This window comes from Geodermatophilus maliterrae (assembly GCF_041018925.1).
Classification (GTDB): domain Bacteria; phylum Actinomycetota; class Actinomycetes; order Mycobacteriales; family Geodermatophilaceae; genus Geodermatophilus; species Geodermatophilus maliterrae.
In genome coordinates, this window is record NZ_JBFNXQ010000007.1 from 12,254 (window position 1) to 28,003 (window position 15,750).

Annotated in this window: 17 protein-coding genes; 3 read left to right on the forward strand and 14 right to left on the reverse strand. The window is 77.3% G+C overall.

From position 1 onward, the window contains the following. Nucleotides 1-7: 7 nt before the first annotated feature. On the reverse strand, nucleotides 8-1,684 hold the full coding sequence (gene menD, locus ABQ292_RS03830; RefSeq protein WP_369203389.1) for a 2-succinyl-5-enolpyruvyl-6-hydroxy-3-cyclohexene-1-carboxylic-acid synthase: 1,677 nt from the start codon (nucleotides 1,682-1,684) through the stop codon (nucleotides 8-10). Further along, nucleotides 1,681-2,637 carry an o-succinylbenzoate synthase gene (locus ABQ292_RS03835; protein ID WP_369203391.1) on the reverse strand — a complete coding sequence of 319 codons (957 nt, stop codon included), beginning with the start codon at nucleotides 2,635-2,637 and terminating at the stop codon, nucleotides 1,681-1,683. The genes menD and ABQ292_RS03835 overlap by 4 nt, the downstream gene beginning before the upstream one ends. Before the next feature lie 40 nt (nucleotides 2,638-2,677). Here ABQ292_RS03835 and menE point away from each other — a divergent pair, with 40 nt between their 5' ends. Both menE and ABQ292_RS03845 read left to right on the forward strand, forming a co-directional pair. After that, nucleotides 2,678-3,820: an o-succinylbenzoate--CoA ligase gene (gene menE, locus ABQ292_RS03840; RefSeq protein WP_369203393.1), complete on the forward strand. Its 1,143-nt coding sequence runs from the start codon at nucleotides 2,678-2,680 to the stop codon at nucleotides 3,818-3,820. After that, nucleotides 3,820-4,692, forward strand: coding sequence for a 1,4-dihydroxy-2-naphthoate polyprenyltransferase (locus ABQ292_RS03845; RefSeq protein ID WP_369203395.1), 873 nt, complete (start codon nucleotides 3,820-3,822; stop codon nucleotides 4,690-4,692). The genes menE and ABQ292_RS03845 overlap by 1 nt, the downstream gene beginning before the upstream one ends. 22 nt (nucleotides 4,693-4,714) lie before the next feature. Here the strand turns inward: ABQ292_RS03845 and ABQ292_RS03850 are convergent, their stop codons facing one another. Continuing rightward, nucleotides 4,715-5,026, reverse strand: a complete 312-nt coding sequence (locus ABQ292_RS03850) for a DUF4229 domain-containing protein (protein WP_369203397.1) — start codon at nucleotides 5,024-5,026, stop codon at nucleotides 4,715-4,717. 29 nt (nucleotides 5,027-5,055) lie between these two features. Then, nucleotides 5,056-5,565: an Lrp/AsnC family transcriptional regulator gene (locus tag ABQ292_RS03855; protein WP_369203591.1), complete on the reverse strand. Its 510-nt coding sequence runs from the start codon at nucleotides 5,563-5,565 to the stop codon at nucleotides 5,056-5,058. A gap of 34 nt (nucleotides 5,566-5,599) precedes the next feature. Between ABQ292_RS03855 and ABQ292_RS03860 the strand changes: the two genes are divergently transcribed. Then, nucleotides 5,600-5,806 carry a hypothetical protein gene (locus ABQ292_RS03860; protein ID WP_369203399.1) on the forward strand — a complete coding sequence of 69 codons (207 nt, stop codon included), beginning with the start codon at nucleotides 5,600-5,602 and terminating at the stop codon, nucleotides 5,804-5,806. A gap of 333 nt (nucleotides 5,807-6,139) precedes the next feature. Here the strand turns inward: ABQ292_RS03860 and ABQ292_RS03865 are convergent, their stop codons facing one another. From ABQ292_RS03865 to ABQ292_RS03910, 10 genes are all read right to left on the reverse strand, one after another. Then, nucleotides 6,140-6,493 carry a hypothetical protein gene (locus ABQ292_RS03865; protein ID WP_369203401.1) on the reverse strand — a complete coding sequence of 118 codons (354 nt, stop codon included), beginning with the start codon at nucleotides 6,491-6,493 and terminating at the stop codon, nucleotides 6,140-6,142. A gap of 113 nt (nucleotides 6,494-6,606) precedes the next feature. Then, nucleotides 6,607-7,563 carry a c-type cytochrome biogenesis protein CcsB gene (ccsB, locus tag ABQ292_RS03870; RefSeq protein ID WP_369203403.1) on the reverse strand — a complete coding sequence of 319 codons (957 nt, stop codon included), beginning with the start codon at nucleotides 7,561-7,563 and terminating at the stop codon, nucleotides 6,607-6,609. Then, entirely contained in the window at nucleotides 7,553-9,202 is a 1,650-nt protein-coding gene (gene resB / locus ABQ292_RS03875) for a cytochrome c biogenesis protein ResB (protein WP_369203405.1), read from the reverse strand. The genes ccsB and resB overlap by 11 nt, the downstream gene beginning before the upstream one ends. Next, a complete protein-coding gene (locus ABQ292_RS03880) occupies nucleotides 9,199-10,044 on the reverse strand; it encodes a cytochrome c biogenesis CcdA family protein (RefSeq protein ID WP_369203407.1) in 846 nt (281 codons plus the stop codon). Before ABQ292_RS03880 ends, resB begins: the two co-directional genes overlap by 4 nt. After that, a complete protein-coding gene (locus ABQ292_RS03885; RefSeq protein ID WP_369203409.1) occupies nucleotides 10,045-10,620 on the reverse strand; it encodes a TlpA family protein disulfide reductase in 576 nt (191 codons plus the stop codon). Next, nucleotides 10,617-11,255 carry a histidine phosphatase family protein gene (locus tag ABQ292_RS03890; protein WP_369203411.1) on the reverse strand — a complete coding sequence of 213 codons (639 nt, stop codon included), beginning with the start codon at nucleotides 11,253-11,255 and terminating at the stop codon, nucleotides 10,617-10,619. The genes ABQ292_RS03885 and ABQ292_RS03890 overlap by 4 nt, the downstream gene beginning before the upstream one ends. Then, the gene (gene hemL, locus ABQ292_RS03895) at nucleotides 11,252-12,634 is read right to left on the reverse strand and encodes a glutamate-1-semialdehyde 2,1-aminomutase (protein ID WP_369203413.1); all 1,383 of its coding nucleotides are present in this window, start codon (nucleotides 12,632-12,634) and stop codon (nucleotides 11,252-11,254) included. The genes ABQ292_RS03890 and hemL overlap by 4 nt, the downstream gene beginning before the upstream one ends. Continuing rightward, nucleotides 12,631-13,182: a transport-regulating membrane protein Mce1N gene (gene mce1N, locus ABQ292_RS03900; protein ID WP_369203415.1), complete on the reverse strand. Its 552-nt coding sequence runs from the start codon at nucleotides 13,180-13,182 to the stop codon at nucleotides 12,631-12,633. The genes hemL and mce1N overlap by 4 nt, the downstream gene beginning before the upstream one ends. Further along, on the reverse strand, nucleotides 13,179-14,177 hold the full coding sequence (gene hemB / locus ABQ292_RS03905) for a porphobilinogen synthase (RefSeq protein WP_369203417.1): 999 nt from the start codon (nucleotides 14,175-14,177) through the stop codon (nucleotides 13,179-13,181). The genes mce1N and hemB overlap by 4 nt, the downstream gene beginning before the upstream one ends. Continuing rightward, nucleotides 14,174-15,703 carry a uroporphyrinogen-III synthase gene (locus ABQ292_RS03910; protein WP_369203419.1) on the reverse strand — a complete coding sequence of 510 codons (1,530 nt, stop codon included), beginning with the start codon at nucleotides 15,701-15,703 and terminating at the stop codon, nucleotides 14,174-14,176. Before ABQ292_RS03910 ends, hemB begins: the two co-directional genes overlap by 4 nt. Nucleotides 15,704-15,750 lie beyond the last annotated feature (47 nt).

The following is a 15,750-nucleotide window of genomic DNA, read 5'->3' on the forward strand; positions in this document are numbered from 1 at the left end:
CGCACCGTCAGCCGAGCGCGCGGGCCGCCGCGTCGCGCAGGGCGACGGCGAGGTCGGCCTCGGCCCGCTGGTCGGTGCGGACGACGACCACGCGCGGTCCGCCCAGCGCCAGCGCGGCGGGCAGCTCGCCGGCGTCGCGCACCGCCGTCGCCTCCCAGCCGAGGCCCTGCGCCACGGCGACCAGGTCGCGGCCGTGCGGCGTCCCGAACACCCGCCGGTAGTCGCGCTCGTACGCCGGCCGGCCGGGCTCGAGCTGGGCGAAGATCCCGCCGCCGTCGTTGTCGGGCACCACGACCGTGAGGTCCGGCCGCGGCTCCCCGTCGCCGACGAGCAGCCCCTGCAGGTCGTGCAGGAACGTCAGGTCGCCCATGAGCGCCACCGCCGGCCCGCCGTGCACCAGCGCCGCCCCGACCGCGGTCGAGACCGTCCCGTCGATGCCGGCGACGCCGCGGTTGGCCAGCACGGTCACCTCCGCGCGGGGGACGGCGAGCCGGTCGACGTCGCGCACCGGCGTCGAGGAGCCGAGCACCAGCAGCGCCCCGGCGGGCAGCGCGGCGACGACGTCGCGGGCCAGCCGCGCCGCGGTCAGCCCGGGCGCGCCGTCGAGCAGCGCGTCGACCGCCGTCCCGACCCGGCCGGCGGCGTCCTGCCAGGCCGCCGCCCAGCCGTCGTCGGACGCCGGACCAGCCGGGGGTGCGGCCCGGGTGACCAGCCCGCTGGAGCGGCCGGCGTCGGGCCAGCGCGGCGTCGCGACGACGGTCTGCACGCTGACCCGCGGGTCGGCCAGCAACGCCGACACCGGCCGCGACAGCGTCGGCCGCCCGACCACGACGACCCGCTCCGGCCGGTGCGCGTCGAGCCAGTCGGACACCCCGAGCAGGAGCGCCCCGCCGCGCACGGCGTCGCCGGTCCACGCGCCGCCACTCGGCTCGGCGACCACCGGCCAGCCGGCCGCGGCCGCTCCGGCGGCCCACGCCCGGCCGAAGGAGGTCGGCGCGTCGCCGGCCACGACCAGGGTGCGCGGCCCGTTCGGCAGCGGGTCGGCGACGGGTCCTGGCGCGGTGGCGGCCGTCCAGGGTGCGCCGCCGTCGCGGCCGGCCCACTCGCCGGCGGGCGCCGGGTCGCCGTCGGGCAGCAGCGGCTCGCGGAACGCCAGGTTGAGGTGCACCGGCCCCGGGTCGGCCGACAGCACGCCGGTGGCCGCGAGCAGCGCCCGCGACACCACCGATCGCCAGTAGCGGTTCTGCGCGGCCTCGCGGCCGGCCTCGGGCACGCCGACGTCGGCAGCCCAGCGCACCGCGCCGCCGTAGAGGCCGGGCTGCTCGATGGTCTGGTTGGCCCCGGTGGCGCGCAGCTCCGGCGGCCGGTCGGCGGTCAGCGCCACCAGCGGCACGCCGCTCACGTCGGCCTCGAGGACCGCGGCGTGCAGGTGGGCGGTCGCCGTCCCCGAGGTGGTGAGCACCGGCACCGGCCGGCCCGACGCGCGGGCCAGGCCCAGGGCGAGGAAGGCCGCGGTGCGCTCGTCGATGCGCACGTGCAGCCGCAGGACGCCGGCCCGCTCGGCGGCGGCCAGCGCCAGCGCGACCGGCGCGGACCGCGACCCGGGCGCCACCACGGCGTCGGTGACCCCGCCGCGCAGCAGCTCGTCGACCAGCACGCGGGCCAGCGCGGTGGAGGGGTTCACGCGGCCAGCACCGCGGTGAGCCGCTCGGTCCACCGCGCCGTCACGTCGGGTGGGGCGGCCACGGAGGCCACCTCGTCGGGCGTCACCGCGCGCACCGGCAGGGCGCCGTCGACCGGGAGCAGCGGCGTCCCGGTCACGTCGCCGGTCAGGAGCGCGACGGTGGCCAGCCCGCAGGCGAAGGGCAGCTCGGGCAGCGCGGCGGCCAGCGCGACGCCCGCGGCGATGCCGACCGAGGACTCCAGCGCCGAGGAGACGACGCACGGCAGCCCGTGCGCCTCGGCCACGCGCAGCGCCGCGCGCACGCCGCCGAGCGGCTGCACCTTGAGGACGACGACGTCGCAGGCCTCGCGCAGGTCGACCGCCAGCGGGTCGTCGGCGCGGCGGACCACCTCGTCCGCGGCCACCCGGACGTCGGTGCGCCGGCGCAGCCTGGCCAGCTCGCCGAGGGTGGCGCAGGGCTGCTCGACGTACTCCAGGCCCACCCGGCCGAGCTCCCGGATGCGGGCCACTGCGGTGTCGACGTCCCAGGCGGCGTTGGCGTCGACCCGGATCGCGCCGCCCGGACCGAGCGCGTCGCGGACGGCCTCCACCCGGGCGAGGTCGTCGGCGGGCGTCTGCCCGGGCTCGGCCACCTTGACCTTCGCCGTCCGGCAGCCCGACGCCGCCACGACCGCGTGGGCCCGCTCGGCGTCCACGGCCGGCACGGTCACGTTCACCGGCACGGAGTCGCGCAGCGGCGCCGGCCAGCCCTCCAGCGCGGCCTCCGCGGCGGCGGCCCACCAGCGGCGGCTCTCGGCGACGCCGTAGTCCCAGAACGGGGAGAACTCACCCCAGCCGGCCGGCCCGCGCACCAGGACGCCGTCGCGGACGTCGATGCCGCGGAAGCGGGTGCGCATCGGCACCGACCACACCGCCGCCGCGTCGATCCCCGGCGGGAACGCGGTGGTGATCACGCCCGCAAGCCTAGGTGCGCGCGCCGTACCCTCGTTCGACGTGCCCCGGCAGCTGACCGTCCTCGCCGCGCCGGACTCCCCCGGCGCCGTCCTCGGCACCGTGCTGCCCGCCGCCCGCGCCTGCCTCGACGGCACCGCGCCGCTCGCCGTCCTCCCGGCCGGGCCGCCGGCCGCCGCGGCCCGCGAGGTGCTCGCCGCCGACGAGCCGCTGGAGGACGGCGCCGACCTCGTCGTCGTCACCTCCGGGTCCACCGGCCGCGGCCGCGGGGTCCTGCTGCCGGCGTCGGCGCTGCGGGCGTCGGGCACCGCGACGCTGGCCCGCCTCGGCGGGCCGGGCAGCTGGCTGCTGGCGCTGCCGGTGTCGGCGATCGCCGGGCTGCAGGTGCTCTGCCGCTCGGTGCTGGCCGGCACGACGCCGACGGTGCTCGGGCCGGGCGAGGACCTCGCCGCCGCGGTCGCCCGGATGCCCGCCGGCCGCCGCTACACGGCCCTGGTGCCCACGCAGCTGCGCCGGTACCTCGGCTCGGAGCCCGACGCGCTGCGCGCCCTCGACGCCGTCCTCGTGGGCGGCGCGGCCACCGACCCCGGCCTGCTGGCGCGGGCCCGCGCGGAGGGGGTCGCCGTGGTGACCACCTACGGCACGACCGAGACCGCCGGCGGCTGCGTCTACGACGGCGTCCCGCTCGACGGCGTGCGCGTCCGTGCCGACGACGAGGGCATCGCCGTCGCCGGACCGGTCCTGGCCGTGGGCTACCGGCGGGACCCGGAGGGCACGGCTGCGGCCTTCGTCGGCGGTGAGTTCCGCACCCGCGACGCCGGGTCCCTCGGCCCGGACGGCCGGCTCACCGTGACCGGGCGGCTCGACGACGTCGTCGTCACGGGCGGCGTCAACGTCGCGCCGCAGGCGGTCGAGGGCGTGCTGCGCGAGCACCCGGACGTGGCCGACGCCGTGGTCTTCGGCCGGCCCGACGAGGAGTGGGGGCAGCGGGTGGTGGCCGCCGTCGTCCCGTCCGCGGGCGCCGCGCCCGACCTCACCGCCCTGCGCCCCTGGGTGGCCGACCGGCTCGGTGCGCCGTCGGCGCCGCGCGAGCTGCACGTGCTCGACGCCGTCCCGACGCTGCACACCGGCAAGCCCGACCGCCGGGGCGTCGCGGCCCGCCTGACCGGTGCCGGTACCGCCTGATGGCGACGCCCGCGCAGTGGGTGGCCGGCGCCCGGCCGCGCACGCTGCCCGCCGCCCTCGCGCCCGTGCTCGTGGGCACGGGCGCCGCGGCCGCCCTCGGCGGCTTCCGGCTGGTCCCGGCGCTGCTGGCGCTGCTGGTGGCGCTGGCGCTGCAGGTGGCGGTCAACTACGCCAACGACCACTCCGACGGCAAGCGCGGTACCGACGCCGACCGGGTCGGGCCGATGCGGCTGGTCGGCTCCGGCGCGGCCAGCGCCCGGTCGGTCCTCGTGGCGGCGCTGCTGGCCTTCGCCGTCGCGGCCGGAGCCGGGCTGGTGCTGGCCGCGCTGTCGAGCTGGTGGCTGGTCGCCGTCGGCGCGGTGTGCATCGCCGCGGCCTGGACCTACACCGGCGGCCCGCTGCCCTACGGCTACCGGGCGCTCGGCGAGGTGTTCGTCTTCGTCTTCTTCGGCCTGGTCGCCGTCGCCGGGACGACGTTCGTGCAGACCGGCCGGGTCGAGGGGCTCGCCCTGGCGGCGGCGGTGCCGATCGGGCTGCTGTCGACGGCGCTGCTGGTGGTCAACAACCTGCGCGACGTCGCCGGGGACGCCGTCGTGGGCAAGCGCACGCTCGCGGTGCTGCTCGGCGACCGCGCGACCCGCCTGTTCTACGTGGGCCTGCTGGCCGGCGCGTTCGCCGTCGTCGCCGCGATCGGCGTCGTCCGGCCGTGGGCGCTGCTGGGGCTGCTCGCCGCGCCGCTGGCGGTGCCGCCGTCGCGGGTGGTGCTCACCGGCGGGCGCGGGCCGGCGCTGATCGCCGCGCTGCAGGCCACCGGTCTGCTCACCCTGGTGACCGGCGTGCTGCTGGCGGCCGGGCTGGCCCTGTCGGGCTGAGCGGTGTCCGGCCGACCGCCGCTCAGGCGGCGGCGTCCCCGCTGAGCCGGTCCCGCAACTGCTCCTTGCGGGTGCGCCGGGCGACGTTGCGCGCGGCCAGGCCCTCGGTGAGCCGGTCGCGCACCGGGCGCAGCAGCACGTAGGCCACCGGCATCGACAGCAGCAGGCCGAACAGCAGGGCCGGGAAGCCGGGCAGGCCGACCAGCCAGATCAGGGCGACGAGCGCGACGGCGATCACCAGCCGGCCGAGCGTGTAGACCAGCAGCCACGGCACGATCCGCGGCGGCGTCGCCGGGCCGCCGGTGGGCGCGCTCGGGGTGGGGGTCTCGGCCATCGTGCTGTCCTCCAGACTGCGGTCGGGCGTCACGCCGTCCGTCCCTCCCACTTGGTGGAGAGGACGACGGTGGTGCGGGTGCGGGCGACGCCCCGGATCCTGTTCAACGCGCTGATGGCGGCCTCCAGTGCCGGGATGTCGGTCACCCGCACCTTGAGCACGTAGCCCTCGCTGCCGGCCACCCGCCAGCAGTCCTCGACCTCGGGCATCTCCCGCAGCGCGGCCTCGACGCCGGTGTCGTCGACCGAGTCGCTCTCGATGACACCGACCAGCGCGGTGACGTCCAGGCCGAGGGCGGCGGGATCGACGACGGCCCGGTAACCGGTGATGACGCCGGCCGCCTCCAGCTTGCCCACCCGGTCGTGCACGGCAGCGGAGGACAGGCCCACCTGGCGGCCCAGCTCGGCGATGCTGGCGCGGCCGTTGGCGCGCAGCAGGTCGATCAGCTGCCGGTCGACGGCGTCGATGAGGCCCTCCGGGTCGGTGCTCGCGGGAGGCGGGTCGCGCTCCGCCCCCCGAGTATCCCCGCGGACGTACATTGGCGGCACGGACCCGAGACGAGGGGGTGGCCCGGTGTTCCTTCTGATCTTGGTCGTCGCGGTGGTCGTGGTCGTGCTGGTGGTGCGCGCGACGGCCGCGGCCGGGAGCGAGCTGCGCCAGCAGCGTCCGGCCTCCCGTCCCCGCCCGACGCAGGTCACCCGCCCGGTGGCCCCCGACGACGACCCGGAGTTCCTCCGCGAGCTCGGCCGGCGCGTGCGCCGCGACGACTCCCCCGCCTAGCGGACCGGCCGGCCAGGGCATCCTGGACCAGCCGCCGGCCCCGTCCCGGGTCCCGCCCCGAGCCAGCGGAGGCCGGGGAGGACGGCGGCCGCCCTGCAGGAGCCCGCCGCGAGCCTGCGAGCGGTGGGGGCACGTGACGTGCTGGAACGGCCTCCCTGCAGGGGCCCGCCGCGAGCCTGCGAGCGGTGGGGGCACGTGACGTGCTGGAACGGCCGCCCTGCAGGGGCCCGCCGCGAGCCTGCGAGCGGTGGGGGCACGTGACGTGCTGGAACGGCCTCCCTGCAGGGGCCCGCCGCGAGCCTGCGAGCGGTGGGGGGGCAGGGAGGTCCTTCCTCAGGCGGCGCGGCCGCCGAAGAGCCGGCGCCAGCCGCGCGGACCCGGCGGCTCCGGCTCGTCCTCGGGCCCGGGTGCGGGGACGGGCGGGACGGCGTCCATGCGGGCGGTCTCGTCGGCGGCGTCGGCCCTGGTCCCGTCGACGGTGTCGGCCGACCCCGGCCAGCCCAGCCCGCCGCCGGTCGTGGTGTCGCCCGGCCAGCCCAGCCCGCTCCCGGAGCCGGCGCGGCCGGGCTCGTCGGCGCTGCGGAGCCCGGAGGCACGCCGGGTGCCCGGCCCGTCGGCCTTGGACGCCAGTGCGGCCGCGATGATCGGGTCGGTGCCGGCGTCGTCGGCAGCCGCGTGCCTACCCACGGCGGCCCCCCGCGCGTGCAGTCATGCAGGAATGGAAGCACGCGACCGGGCGCATCGGCGCCCGTGTCCGCAGAGGGGCGACGGGTGTGACCGGGTGGGACGGATGAGGTGGGTCAGTTCACCCCGCCGTAGCTGTGCAGCCCGGTCGACACCATGTTCACGTACAGCAGGTTGAACACCATGACCGCCAGGCCGACCACGTTGACCCACGCGGCGGGCCGGCCCCGCCAGCCGGCCGTCGTCCGAGCGTGCAGGTAGGCGGCGTAGACGACCCAGGCGATGAACGCCCAGGTCTCCTTGGGGTCCCAGCCCCAGAACCGGCCCCAGGCGCTCTCGGCCCAGATGGCGCCGGCGATGACGGCGAAGGTCCAGATCGGGAAGCCGAAGACGGCGGTGCGGTGCGCGACCCGGTCGAGGGTCGCCGCGGAGGGCAGGTGGGCGACCAGCCCGGAGGCGTCGCCGCCGCGGGCCTCGTGCCGGGACCGCGCCAGGTACAGGACGCTGGCGATGCCGCTGACGAAGAAGACGCCGAAGCCGAGGATCGCCGTCGTCACGTGCACGGCCAGCCAGCTCGAACGCAGTGCGGCCACCAGCGGGCCGGCCTCGGCGTAGAGGAACAGGCCGATCGCCACCAGGCTGACGACGACCGGGGCGAGGACGAACAGGCCCAGGTGGCGCAGGCCGGGCGAGCGCAGCGCCAGCACGAGGAAGGCCACGACGGCGACGAGCACGACCGCGGTCGCGAACTCGTACATGTTGCCCCAGGGCAGCCGGTCGGCGGCCATCCCGCGGGCGACGAGGACGCCGGCGTGGGTCAGCGCCCCGAGCGCGGTGAGCGCCATGGCCGCCTGGCCCCAGCGGCGGACCGGCGCGGGGTCGTCGACGCCGTCTGCCGCAGCGTCCGCGGGCGCCGGCCCGGCCGGGACGCCGGCCCCCACCAGCTCCCGTGCGCGGGCCGGGCGGCGGCCGAAGGCCAGCTGGGCGCAGAAGGCCACGACGGCCAGGGAGTAGAGGCCGACGCTGACCGAGAACAGGGTGTCGGACAGGGCGGCCAGCTGGTCAGCGGTCACGCGGGGGGGCCTCCGGTTCCGGTGCGCCTCCGCCGGGGGACGGGACGCGGGTGGTGGCGCGGGCCGCCAGGGCCGCCCGCAGGTCGTCGGTGAGGGCCGCGAAGCGTGGTGCGCCGTCGCCACTGCCGCGCGTCAGGACCCCGACGCCGAGCACGGTACCGCCGTCCCCGGAGGGGGCGGTGGCGCGGGCGAAGACGCGCTCCCGGCGCAGCAGGAGCATGCCGAGCAGGCCGGCCAGGACGGCGATCGCGGCGGCGAGCACCCACACCTGGCCGGGGTCGTGCGAGAACTGCAGTGCGGCGAACTCGGCGTGGCCGGTGAAGGTGACCGCCGTCCCGTCGGGCAGGGTCATCGACTCCCCCACCGACAGGTTGGCCCGGCCGACCTCGGCGAGCCGGCCGCGCTCGATCTGCGAGGCGTCGAGGGAGTAGACCGACTGCGGCAGGCCCGAGTCCAGGCCCAGGTAGCCCTGGTAGGCCACGACCGCGACCTGGGGCGCCAGCGGCCGCGGGTCGATCGAGGTGAGGATGCCGCCCTGCACCAGGCCGGTGGGGGCGAAGAAGCCCTGCAGCGCCAGCTGGTCCTCGGCGCCGGCGCCCAGGTCGGGCAGCTTGAGCGCGCCCTCGCTGGCCATGGTGCTCTGCTCGGTGGGCAGGAAGGGCGTGGAGACGTCGTCGAACGTCGTCCCGTCGGGGAGCGTCACGGTGAACGTCGGGCTGAACCCGTGACCGGTGACGTAGACGCGGTCGCCGTCGACGCGCAGCGGGTCGTTGACGCCGATCGTCGTCGGCCGGCCCTCCTCTCCGGGCCCGCCGAAGGCGATGTCGGCGGTGAACGAGGACGCGGTGAGGTCCTCCTCGTACTCGGCGCGGAAGTCCTCGAGGCCGACGCACACCGGCGACAGGTCGCTGCCCTCGACCAGGGGGCCCGCGGAGTAGGTGTCGTACTGCTGGAACGAGTTGCAGAACCGCTGGCCCTCGGTCACCAGGATGCTGCCCTCGTAGCCCCAGAGCTTGCCGCCGGCCAGGGCGAGCAGCAGGGCGACCAGGGCCAGGTGGAAGACCAGGTTGCCGGCCTCCTTGAGCAGCCCCTTCTCCGCGGAGAGCTCGTCGGTGCCGTCCCGTTGGCGGCGGACGACGCGGTACCGGCGGACGCGCAGCTCCTCCTCGACGACGTCGAGCGCGGCCGCCGCGGGCAGCGGGGTGGCCAGCTCGGCGGAGTCGGGCAGCCGCGACAGCCGGCGCGGGGCGGGCGGCGGTGGGGTGCGCAGCGCGCGGGCGTGCTCCAGCGCGCGGGGCAGCACGCAGCCGATGAGCGAGACGAACAGCAGCAGGTAGACCGCGGCGAACCACGGCGAGCTGAAGACGTCGAAGAGGTACAGCCGGTCCAGCAGCGGCGCGAGCGTCGGGTGGTCGGCGAAGTACTGGGAGACGTTGGTCTGCGACAGCGAGCGCTGCGGCAGCAGGGAGCCCGGGATGGCGGCGAGCGCGAGCAGGAACAGCAGGACGATCGCGGTGCGCATCGCGGTGAGCCGGCGCCACTGGCGGAGCAGGAAGCCCGCGGCGCGGCGGCCGGCCGAGGGGCGCGCGGGCGGCGGCGGGGGCGCGGCGGCCTGCCGCGGCGGGGCGGTCACCGTCACAGCACGGACTCCCCGAGGCCGGTGACGGCCAGCCAGGAACGCAGCCACGACATCATCTCGCCCCACGCGCCGGTGACCAGCAGCAGTCCGACGAGCACGAGGACGGCGCCGCCGAAGCGGGTGACGGCCTGTGCGTGGCGGCGCAGGAACGTCGTCGCCCCGACCGCCCAGCGGGCGCCGAGCGCGACCAGCACGAACGGCACCCCGAGACCGAGGCAGTAGGCGACCGAGAGCAGCGCGCCCCGGCCGGCGGTCGCCTCGGTGTAGGCCAACGAGTACACCGCCGACAGCGTCGGGCCGAGGCACGGCGTCCAGCCCAGCCCGAAGACGACGCCCAGCAGCGGCGCCCCGGCCAGCCCGGCGACCGGCCGCACGGACAGCCGCCTGGTGCGCTGGAGGAACGGCAGCCGGCCGAGGAAGCCCAGCCCCACGACGATGACGACGACGCCCATGACGCGGGTGATGACGTCGTCGTACTGCACCAGCAGCCGGCCCAACCCACCCAGGGCGGTGCCGACGGCGACGAACACCGCGGTGAAGCCGAGGACGAACAGCACCGCGCCGAGCACCATGCGCCCGCGGGGTGAGCGCTCGTCGGCGCGGACGGCCGTGGCCGTCGCGGTCGCGGCGCCGCCGTCGCCGGTGCCGCCGTCCGCCGCGGGGACGACCGCCGGTGCCGGGCGGGCGCCGCTGCCGACCAGGCCGGTGACGTAGGACAGGTAGCCGGGCACCAGCGGCAGCACGCAGGGCGAGGCGAAGCTGACCAGCCCGACCAGGGCGGCGACGGCGGCGGCGACCAGCAGCGGGCCGTCGGTGACCAGCGCGGCGAACTCAGCGCCCACTCAGCCCTCCCCGAGCAGCAGGTCGAGCACCGCGCGCAGGTCGTCCTGGGCGACCTCGCCGGTGTAGACGGCCGCCACCCGGCCGTCCCGGTCGAGCACGATGGTGGACGGGATCGCGGTCGCCGGGTAGTCCCGGAACGCCAGGGCCACCTCGCCGGCGGGGTCGTGGAGCGAGGGGAACTCGATGCCCTCGCTGGTGACGAACGCCTTGGCGAACTGCTCGTCGGCCTCCTTGACGTTCAGGCCCAGGAAGGCCACGCCCTCGTCGCGGACATCGGTGTAGACCTCCTGGAACTGCGGCGTCTCCACCCGGCAGGGCGGGCACCAGGAGCCCCAGAAGTTGAGGACGGCGATCTCCCCGGCCAGCTCGGTGGAGGAGAAGTCGCCGCCGCCGAGCAGGGTGCCGCCGAACTCCGGCGCCGCGGCCCGCTCGGCGGCCGGGATGACCTCGCCGGCGGGGGTGCCGGCGACGAAGCGGAACTCGCCGCCGTTGGTGACGTCGACCTGACCGTCGCCGGTGGCGCAGCCGGTGAGCAGGGCGAGGGCCGCGGACGCGGCGAGGAGCGGGCGCCTCATGCGCCGGGCACCGCGTCGGGGTCGGTGGCCCCGGCCGGCTCGGCGTAGGAGACGCCGGCCACGCGGTCGCCCTCGTAGGTCACCGAGGTGACGCTGGCCAGGCCGCACTGCCGGCGCCGCGGGTCGTGGGCGTAGCGGCGGCCCTCCAGGTGCAGCCGCAGCGTCCAGATGGGCAGCTGGTGGCTGACGCAGACGGCCGCGCTGCCGCGGGCGGCGTCGCGGGCGGCCTCGACGGCGGCCAGCATCCGCGCCGCGATCTCCACGTAGGGCTCGCCCCACGAGGGCCGCACCGGGTTGCGCAGCTTCCACCAGTGCTGGGGCCGGCGCAGCGCGCCGTCGCCGACGCCGACCTTGAGGCCCTCGAAGGCGTTGCCGGCCTCGATCAGCCGCTCGTCGAGGGTCACCGGCAGGTCGAGCCGCTCGGCGACCGGGGCGGCGGTCTGCTGTGCCCGCTCGAGCGGGCTGGACACCAGGTGGGTGACGCCGCGACCGCGGAACCACTCCGCCGCCGTCCGGGCCATCTGCTCGCCGGCGGTGGACAGCCGGTAGCCCGGCAGCCGGCCGTAGAGCACGCCCCCGGGGTTGTGCACCTCCCCGTGCCGGAGCAGGTGGACGACGGTCGTCTGGTCACTCACGGGGAGAGCTCCTGGGCGTCCTTGGCGACCTCGGCGGGCGGCGCGGCGGCCGGGTCGGCGGCCGCGGCGGCGCGGGCGGCGGCCGGCAGCGCGTCGAGCACCCGCTGGACGGCCTCGTCGCCCAGGGCGGCGCTGACGAACCACGACTCGTAGGCCGACGGGGGCAGGTACACGCCGCGGGCGAGCATCTCGTGGAAGAAGGCGGTGAACGCGGCGGTGTCCTGGGTGCGGGCGTCGGCGAAGTCGCGCACCTGGCGCTCGTCGGGCACGAAGAACACCGAGAACATCGACCCGGCCTGCTGCACGCGGTGCGGGACGCCGGCGGCGAACAGCGCCGCGCTAGTCGCGCCGCGCAGGACGGCGGCCACCTCGTCGCAGCGGGCGTAGACCTCGTCGGTGCAGTGCCGCAGCGTGGTGAGCCCGGCGGCGACGGCGACCGGGTTCCCCGACAGCGTGCCGGCCTGGTACACCGGCCCGGTCGGGGCGAGGTGGTCCATGAGGTCGGCGCGGCCGCCGAAGGCCGCAGCCGGCAGCCCGCCGCCCATGACCTTGCCGAAGGTGAACAGGTCGGCGTCGACGGGGTCCAGGCCGTACCAGCCCGAGCGCGACACCCGGAAGCCGGTCATGACCTCGTCGAGCAGCAGCAGCGCGCCGTGCGCGGCGGTGATCCGGCGCAGCTCGCCGTTGAAGCCGTCCAGCGGCGGGACGACGCCCATGTTGCCGGGCGCGGCCTCGCTGACCACGACGGCGATCTGGTCCCCGCGCTCGGCGAAGACCTCCTCGACCGCGGCGACGTCGTTGTAGGGCAGCACGACGGTGTCGGCGGCGGCGCCGGTGGTGACGCCGGGGGTGTCGGGCAGGCCCAGCGTGGCGACGCCGGAGCCGGCCGCGGCGAGCAGCGCGTCGACGTGGCCGTGGTAGCAACCGGCGAACTTGACCACCAGCGGCCGCCCGGTGGCACCGCGGGCCAGCCGCACCGCCGAGAGCACCGCCTCGGTGCCGGAGTTGACCAGCCGCACCCGCTGCACCGGCGGCATCCGGCCGATGATCTCCTCGGCCAGCTCGAGCTCGGCCTCGGTGGGCGCCCCGAACGACAGCCCGCGGCGGGCGGCGGCGGTCACCGCCTCGACGACGGCCGGGTGGGCGTGGCCGAGGATCATCGGCCCCCACGACGCGACGAGGTCCACGTAGCGGCGGCCGTCGGCGTCGGTGAGCCACGGGCCCTGGGCCTGCGCCATGAAGCGCGGTGTGCCGCCCACGGCGCGGAACGCCCGCACCGGGGAGTTCACGCCTCCGGGGGTGACCTGCTGCCCGCGGGCGAACAGGTCGGCCGAGACGGGCGCTGCGTAGTCGTAGCGGGCGGTGTCCAGCGAGGTCACGGCCTCAGTGTCCCCCTCGTCCCGGGACGGCTGCCCGGGGTGTCCGGGTCGGCGGGCTGTGACGTCGCGCTCTCCGGCACGGCGCTCTCCGCGACGGCGTCGAGGAGCGCGGTGCTCAGCGCGGCGGGGTCCCGGGTGGGCACGAGGACGGTGCGCCCGTCGGCCAGGCGCAGGGGCAGCCCGGTCCGGCCGCGCGGCACCGACCAGCCGCCGCCGAGCACCGGGGCGCCGGCGTCCACGCCCGCGGTGCCGCCGCGGACGGCGCGCAGGTGGGCGGCGTCGACGTCGGCCAGCGGCACCCGCTCGCGGCCCACCGAGAGCGCGCCGTCGGGGCCGCGGGGGTCCACCCGCACCGTCCAGACCCGGCGGGCCGCCGAGCAGACCGACGCCGTGACGCCGAGCACGGCGACGACCACCAGGCCCCCCAGCAGCGGCGGCACGCCGGGCCAGGGGAGGACGGCGTCCAGGGCCAGGAGGACGGCGAGCACGGCGGCCGCCAGCCGGAGCGGCCGCCAGCTGCCGCCGGGCTCGACGTACCCCGCGGTCACCGCAGCAGGCGCGCGGCCTCGACCGCCCAGTAGGTCAGGACCTGGCCCGCGCCCGCCCGCCGGATGGCGGTGAGCGTCTCCAGGATGGCCCGCTCCCGGTCGATCCAGCCGTTGGCCGCGGCCGCCTCGACCATCGCGTACTCGCCGCTGACCTGGTAGGCGCTGACCGGGACGTCGACGGCGTCGGCGACCCGGGTGACGACGTCCAGGTAGGGCAGCGCCGGCTTGACCATCACCGCATCGGCGCCCTCGGCGAGGTCCTGGGCCACCTCGCGCAGCGCCTCGTCGGCGTTGGCCGGGTCCATCTGGTAGGTCGAGCGGTCACCGAACTGCGGCGCACCCTCGGCCGCCTCGCGGAAGGGCCCGTAGAAGCCCGAGGCGTACTTCGCGGCGTAGGCCAGGATCGGCGTCTCGGTGGAGCCGCTGGCGTCCAGGGCCCGGCGGATGGCCGCCACCTGCCCGTCCATCATCCCGCTGGGGGCGATGACGTGGGCCCCGGCCTGCGCCTGGGCGATGGCCACCGAGGCGTACCGGTCGAGGGTGGGGTCGTTGTCGACGACGCCGGCCGGGGTGACCAGCCCGCAGTGCCCGTGGTCGGTGTACTCGCACAGGCACAGGTCGGCCACGAGCACCAGCTCGTCGCCGAGGTCGGCCCGCAGCTCGCGCAGCGCGACGTTGACGATCCCGTCGGCGGCGTCGGCCTGGGAGCCGACCGCGTCCTTCTCCGACGGGATGCCGAACAGGACCAGCCCGCCGATGCCGGCCTCGGCCGCCTCGTGCGCGGCCTTGCGCAGGGAGTCGACCGTGTGCTGGACGACGCCGGGCATCGAGCCGATGGCCACCGGCTCGTCGATGCCCTCCTTGACGAACACCGGCAGCACCAGGTCGGCCGGGGCCACCCGGGTCTGGGCGGTCAGCCGGCGCAGCGCGGGCGTCGACCGCAGCCGGCGCCCGCGCGCGAAGCCCGGGCTCGACCCGCCCGGCGCCGCGCTCACTCCCCGGCCCCCGCGCGCCTGGCCTCGGCGTACTCGGCCAGCGCGTCGACCAGCGGGCCGACGGCGGCGGTCTCGGGCTGGACGTCGACCCGGAGGCCGAACTCCTGCGCGGTGGCCGCGGTGGCCGGGCCGATCACGGCGACGACGGTCTTGGCGTGCGGCTTGCCGGCGATGCCGACCAGGTTGCGCACGGTGCTCGAGGAGGTGAAGCACACCGCGTCGAAGCCGCCGCCCTTGATCGCCTCGCGCACCGGCGCCGGCGGCGGGGCGGCCCGGACGGTGCGGTAGGCGGTCACGTCGTCGATCTCCCAGCCGCGCTCCTGCAGGCCGGCGGCGAGGGTCTCGGTGGCGATGTCGGCGCGCGGGAGCAGCACCCGGTTGATCGGGTCGAGGACGTCGTCGTACTCGGGGAAGTCGGTCAGCAGGCCCTCGCTCGACTGCGCCCCGGTGGGCACCAGCTCCGGCACGATGCCGAAGGCGCGCACCGACTCGGCGGTCTGCTCGCCCACGCAGGCGACCTTGACGCCGGCGAAGGCGCGGGCGTCGAGGCCCAGCTCGGTGAACTTCTCCCGGACGGCCTTCACGGCGTTGGCCGAGGTGAACACGATCCAGCCGTAGCGGCCGGTGACCAGGCCCTTGATCGCCCGGTCCATCTGGGCGGCGCTGCGCGGCGGCTCGACGGCGATCGTCGGCACCTCGACCGGCACCGCGCCGTAGGCCCGCAGCCGGTCGCTCATCTCGCCGGCCTGGTCCTTGGTGCGCGGCACGAGCACCCGCCAGCCGAACAGCGGCCGGCTCTCCCACCAGGAGAGCTTGCCGCGCTTGTCGACGGCGGCACCGACGGTGGCCACGACCAGGCCGGTGAGCGGGTCGAGCCCGGCGGTCTTCTCGGCGACGGCCGACAGCTTGGCCACGATGCTCTTCTGGCCTGTGCCCGAGCCGCCGCTGGTGACGACGACGGGGGTGCTGCCGGACAGGCCACCCTCGACCAGCCGCGCGGCGACGTCGGGGAGCTCCTCGACCGTGCCCTGCAGCACGACCGGGGCGCCCAGCGCGCTCGCCGCACCGGCCAGCGCCGGCAGGTCGACGCCGCCGGCGCGCAGGTCGGCGGTCAGCGAGGTGCCGCCGAGCGCGACACCGGCGTAGGCCGGGACGGCGGTCGACGGCGCGATGCCGGGGACGACGTCGAAGGGGATCGACGTGCGGCCGACGGCGAGCACCTCCTTGACCACGGCGTCGGAGGTGAACGGGTCGCCGGCGACCAGCCGGACGACGATCTCGCCGTTCTTCGCCGCGGCGACGGCGCCCTTGGCGACCTCGGCCGGCTCGCCGCTGACGGCGGTGGGCTCGAGACCGGGGCGGCCGTCGCGGACGGCGTCGGTGACGGCGGCGGGGACGTCGGGGTCGACCTGCACCACCGTGGCCTCGGCCAGCGCGGCCGTGGCCCGGGCGGTCAGCATGCCGGGGTCGCCGGGGCCGGCGCCGACGAAGACGACGCGGCCTGGGGTCTTGCGGAAGCGCGTCATCGCGTGCTCCTGGTCCTTGTTGGTGTCGTGGCCCTCGGGAGGGCGTG

Coding starts and splice junctions, on each gene's coding strand:
- ABQ292_RS03885 (WP_369203409.1), bottom strand. CDS start 10,620: ATGAGGCGCCCGCTCCTCGCCGCGTCCGCGGCCCTCGCCCTGCTCACC.
- ABQ292_RS03845 (WP_369203395.1), top strand. CDS start 3,820: ATGGCGACGCCCGCGCAGTGGGTGGCCGGCGCCCGGCCGCGCACGCTG.
- ABQ292_RS03855 (WP_369203591.1), bottom strand. CDS start 5,565: ATGTACGTCCGCGGGGATACTCGGGGGGCGGAGCGCGACCCGCCTCCC.
- ABQ292_RS03910 (WP_369203419.1), bottom strand. CDS start 15,703: ATGACGCGCTTCCGCAAGACCCCAGGCCGCGTCGTCTTCGTCGGCGCC.
- ABQ292_RS03850 (WP_369203397.1), bottom strand. CDS start 5,026: ATGGCCGAGACCCCCACCCCGAGCGCGCCCACCGGCGGCCCGGCGACG.